General features: G+C 62.3%; 4 protein-coding genes. All 4 read right to left on the bottom strand.

Going from position 1 to position 3,955, the window contains the following annotated elements; translation table 11 throughout:
* Window positions 1–189 precede the first annotated feature (189 nt).
* Window positions 190–855 (bottom strand): LutC/YkgG family protein, encoded by a 666-nt coding sequence (locus VZ95_RS06945; RefSeq protein WP_045775208.1) that lies wholly within the window; start codon window positions 853–855, stop codon window positions 190–192.
* Entirely contained in the window at window positions 855–2,273 is a 1,419-nt protein-coding gene (locus VZ95_RS06940) for a LutB/LldF family L-lactate oxidation iron-sulfur protein (protein WP_045775207.1), read from the bottom strand. Before VZ95_RS06940 ends, VZ95_RS06945 begins: the two co-directional genes overlap by 1 nt.
* Window positions 2,274–2,285: 12 nt before the next feature.
* Entirely contained in the window at window positions 2,286–3,047 is a 762-nt protein-coding gene (locus VZ95_RS06935) for a (Fe-S)-binding protein (RefSeq protein WP_045775206.1), read from the bottom strand.
* Between the two features lie 98 nt (window positions 3,048–3,145).
* Window positions 3,146–3,955, bottom strand: an 810-nt coding sequence (locus VZ95_RS06930) for an FAD-dependent oxidoreductase (protein WP_232302527.1), incomplete at its 5' end; no start/stop codon positions are given.

Here is a 3,955-nt window from a genome sequence, read left to right as displayed (position 1 = left end):
GCAGGGGCGCCGCCCCCGCACCCCCGCTAAGGGCGGCGGCCCTTAGGGAACCGGGGGCGGGGGAGGAAGCCGTCATGGGAATCGTTTGGGCAGACTATCGTCAATAGGAATGGGATTCCCAAGGGGCAAGCCCCTTGGGTGGGCACATCGGGGGCAAGGCCCCTGACAGGCGTTAACCTGAGTGTCCGCCTAGGCTTCGTCAAGAATGAGGATATGCAGCCGACGCGGGCCGTGCGCGCCTAATTGGATGGTCTGTTCAATATCGCCCGTGCGCGACGGGCCGGAGATCATATTGACCGTGCGCGGCAGCGCGCCGTTCTCGCGGATTTTATCCCACACATCCTCGTAGCGCCCAGTGATCTGGCTGCGGTTGACGACGACGATATGGGTGTCGGGTAGAAAATTGAGGCTCGTCGGCGAGTCCGGGCCGGAGGTGAGGACCAGCGTGCCGGTTTCTGCCACGGCCCCGATGACGGGGGTGATCGAAACGAGATCCTCATTCACCGCTTTACCGAAGCGCAGCTCCAGCGTCGGGCGCTCGGCCCAGGGTACGCCCTGCAACGCGGGAGCGACCACCGCTTGCGCGGGCAAATTCTGCTCGGCGAGATAGGTGGCGACGGCTTCGGGCAGGGCAGCGCTATTGGGAATATGCGTGACCGTCGCCGACAGGGCTTTCGCCATCTCTTCGAACAGATCGACGAGTTCGGCGTGATCCTTGTCGGTACGGGCAAGGCCGATCTGGCGGCGGTGAGCCGACAGGCGCTGGCGCAGGCCCGCTTCCGTTGCGGGATCGAGCCCGCCGCGCCCCAAGGACCGGCGGATAGAATCGAGAATATCGGCGCGGGCGGTAGACATCAGCGGCTCCGCTGCTTGGCGTACAGGGCTTGGAAGGTTTGGCCTTGCGGGGCGGGCATATCGCGCACCCGCGTCCAGCCGCCCGCGAGCGGCAGGCTGGTGAAGCGGCCTTTCTTGCGCGCGGCGAGGTTCAGCCCAAAGGCGACCGCGCGGGTGAACAGCCGGTAGAGGCGCGGGCGGGTGGCGAGGAAGGCCCAAGCGCCGATGCCCCAGCGCATCGCTTTGGGCGAGAGTTTCGCTTCCGTCTGCCGCTCGCGCCAATGGCGCATCATTTTCGGCAGCGGAATCTTCATCGGGCACACCTGCTCGCACTTGCCACAGAAGGTGGAGGCATTGGGCAGATGCCCGGCTTCATCGACGCCGATCAGCGTCGGCGTCAGCACCGAGCCCATCGGGCCGGGATAGACCCAGCCGTAGGCGTGGCCGCCGACGGCATTATAGACCGGGCAATGGTTCATGCAGGCCGAGCAGCGGATACAGCGCAGCATGTCCTGAAACTCGGACCCGAGCATGCCCGAGCGGCCACTGTCGAGCAGCACCACGTGATATTGCTCCGGCCCATCCGGGTCTTCCGGGCGGCGCGGGCCGGTCGAGAAGGTCGTGTAGGACGAAAACTCCTGCCCCGTCGCCGAGCGCGCCAACAGCCGCAGCAGCGTGGTAGCGTCTTCCAGGGTGGGAACGATCTTCTCCAGGCTGGCGATGGCGATATGCACCTTCGGCAAAAGCTGGGTGAGGTCGCCATTGCCCTCATTGGTCACGATGACGCTGGTGCCGGTTTCGGCAATCAGGAAGTTTGCACCGGTAATGCCGACATCGGCGGCGAAATATTTCGCCCGCAACTCGGCCCGCGCTTCCTCCAGCAAGGCCCGATGCTCTTCCAAGGGACGATCCGGGTCGAGGTGGGTGTGGGACTTGCGAAAGGTTTCAGCGACCTGCCCCGCAGTTAGATGGATGGCGGGGGCGATGATGTGGCTGGGCGGCTCGTGCCGAAGCTGGATGATATATTCCCCCAGATCGGTTTCGATCGGGGTGATGCCCTTTTGCTCCAGAAAATCATTGATGGCGATTTCCTCGCCGATCATCGATTTGCCCTTGGTCACGGTTTTGGCGTCCACCGAGCGGCAAATATCGAGAATGATCTGCCGGGCCTCTTCAGCCGTGCGCGCCCAATGCACTACCCCGCCCGAGGCTTTCACTTTGGCTTCATAGGCTTCCAGATAGAAGTCCAGATGCGCGAGCGTATGATCTTTGATGGCGCGGCCCGTATCGCGCAACTGCTCCCATTCGGGCACTTTGGCGATAGTGGCGGCGCGTTTATTGATGAAGCCGCCACGCATATTGCCCAAGGCTTTGCGTAAGGTGGCGTCGTTCAGCGATTTCTTCGAGTTGGCGACGAACGCGTGACTGGTGGCGTGCATTTTTGGGCGCTCCTAACGCGGATCGGCTTCGCCGATGGCGGGGGCGGAGAGATCGCCCGCCAGCACTTCGGCGACATGGCGGGCTTCGATGCGCGAGCCCCGACGCTTCAGTTTTCCGGCCATATTCAGCAGGCAACCGAGATCGCCCGCCAGCAGCAGATCGGCCCCGGTTTTCTCGATGGCGTCGGTTTTATTCGTCACCATCCGGTCGGAAATCTCGGGGTATTTGATACAGAAGGTACCGCCGAAGCCGCAGCAGGTTTCCGCATCCTCCATCTCGGTGATCGACAGCCCGGCGACGCTGCCCAGCAGCGCGCGCGGCTGCGCCTTGATATCGAGTTCGCGCAGGCCGGAGCAGCTATCGTGATAGGTGATCTTCTTGGCGCAGGATGCTGCGACCGAGGTTACGCCCAGCACGTCGGTGAGGAACGAGACCAACTCGTAGGTGCGATGGGCGACGCGCTCGGCGGCGAGTTTGGTGGCGGGATCGTCGGCAAAGAGTTCCGGGTAATGGTGCCGGATCATCCCGGCGCAGGAGCCGGAGGGGGCGACAACATAATCGAGCCCGTCGAAGGCCGCGATCACCTGCCGGGCGATTTGCTTCGTCGTCGCGCGCTCGCCGCTATTATAGGCCGGCTGGCCGCAGCAGGTTTGTTCCGCCGGAACGACCACGGTGCAGCCCGCCTGCTCTAAGAGTTTCAGCGCGGCAAAGCCGACGCTCGGCCGATAAAGATCGACCAAACAGGTCACGAAAAGCCCGACGCGCGCGCCCATTCTTCTTCCCTTCCCCAACAAACCCGTGCTGCCGCCTGTTCCAACGGCTTTGCGAGCGGGAGTTTGGGCGGGAAGGGCGGTGGCGGCAAGGGGGATTGTTAGGGGGCATCCCCCTCGGCCCCGTTCCCGCGCGCAAACGGTGGCAGGGGGCGCCAGTTCGGAATTTCAGGATAGTGGCGAATCATTTCATAATCATTGAACACGTCAGGCCAAGCGTCGGGCGGCACCGTGTTTTTAACGAGATGAATGACCGTATCGATGGCGCGGATCATGGCGGGTTCGATCCATCCCCCCTCCAGCGAGGCAAACTCACCGGCGAAATAGAGCTTTTTGCTGCGCGAATGGTTCTGGTTCCAGGTAAGTTGGGCATAGTTCCAGTCGAAGCTTCCGGCGCGGTAGAGTTTGGCGCAACTCCGGTAAAGCGGCTGCCGCTCCCATTGCCAAACCACGGGCTGCGCGGCGGGGTCGATGAAATTCGACATTTTCGGCAGGCCACTGCGCTGCAACACCGCGTCAAGCCGGGCGAGGGCGCGGGCCGCAAGCGTGGTATCGTTCGGATGCTCGTTTTCGGCGGCGAGCTTATTGGCATCATCTTCCCAGGTATAGGAGCAGAGCAACACGCCGGGATCGTCGGACGGATTGCCGTCGGCGTCGGTATCGAGGGCATAGCCATAAACGTCGCGCAAGAAGGTATCGGTCACGATCACCTGGGGTATATCGCTGACTGCCCAGAAACGCTGCTTAAGTTTATAGAATATTTTACTCGATGTAATGTTGTGGGACATTTTGATGCCCTTCCAACTCGCCATCGGTGGCCAAAAATTATTGCCGTCGCTGGGGTTCACGAAAATCTCTTCCAAGAAATTCGTGCCGAAACTGGTGTTCATTTGCATTGACCAGCCGGGGGC

It is taken from the genome of Elstera litoralis, assembly GCF_000963705.1.
Taxonomy (GTDB): Bacteria; Pseudomonadota; Alphaproteobacteria; order Elsterales; family Elsteraceae; genus Elstera; species Elstera litoralis.
The sequence above is the reverse complement of the archived record's forward strand: the minus strand, read 5'-3'. Positions and strand labels throughout refer to the sequence as shown.

What these genes read in the sequence shown, in the direction of transcription:
- VZ95_RS06945 (WP_045775208.1), bottom strand. Translation starts at nt 855, where the DNA reads ATGTCTACCGCCCGCGCCGATATTCTCGATTCTATCCGCCGGTCCTTG.
- VZ95_RS06940 (WP_045775207.1), bottom strand. Translation starts at nt 2,273, where the DNA reads ATGCACGCCACCAGTCACGCGTTCGTCGCCAACTCGAAGAAATCGCTG.
- VZ95_RS06935 (WP_045775206.1), bottom strand. Translation starts at nt 3,047, where the DNA reads ATGGGCGCGCGCGTCGGGCTTTTCGTGACCTGTTTGGTCGATCTTTAT.